Origin of the sequence: Micrococcus sp. GbtcB5 (assembly GCF_019091605.1) — a bacterium.
Taxonomy (GTDB): Bacteria; Actinomycetota; Actinomycetes; order Actinomycetales; family Micrococcaceae; genus Micrococcus; species Micrococcus luteus.
Genome location: NZ_JAGXJK010000277.1, coordinates 1 through 255 on the forward strand (window position 1 = coordinate 1; position 255 = coordinate 255).

The window sequence follows — 255 nt, forward strand, 5'->3', positions numbered from 1 at the left end:
GCATCCACGGCCCCATCGGCAAGACGATCGACATCATCGCCGTGGTCTCCACCGTGTTCGGCCTCGGCGTGTCCGGGGGCCTGGGCGCCCTGCAGATCAACGCGGGCATGAACTACGTGCTGGGCACCCCCGCGGCCGGCTGGGTCCAGGCGCTCATCCTGGCCGTCGTCACCGCCGTGGGCACGGCCTCCGTGCTGGTCGGCAAGGACAAGGGCGTCAGGCGGCTGTCCTACGCCCACATCCTGCTGGCGATCG

1 protein-coding gene is annotated in these 255 nt (G+C 70.6%); it reads left to right on the forward strand.

Annotation, left to right across the window (positions count from 1 at the left end; all coding sequences use genetic code 11):
- A partial coding sequence (locus tag KVS67_RS12350) for a BCCT family transporter (RefSeq protein WP_217565483.1) occupies window positions 1–255 on the forward strand: 255 nt, incomplete at both ends.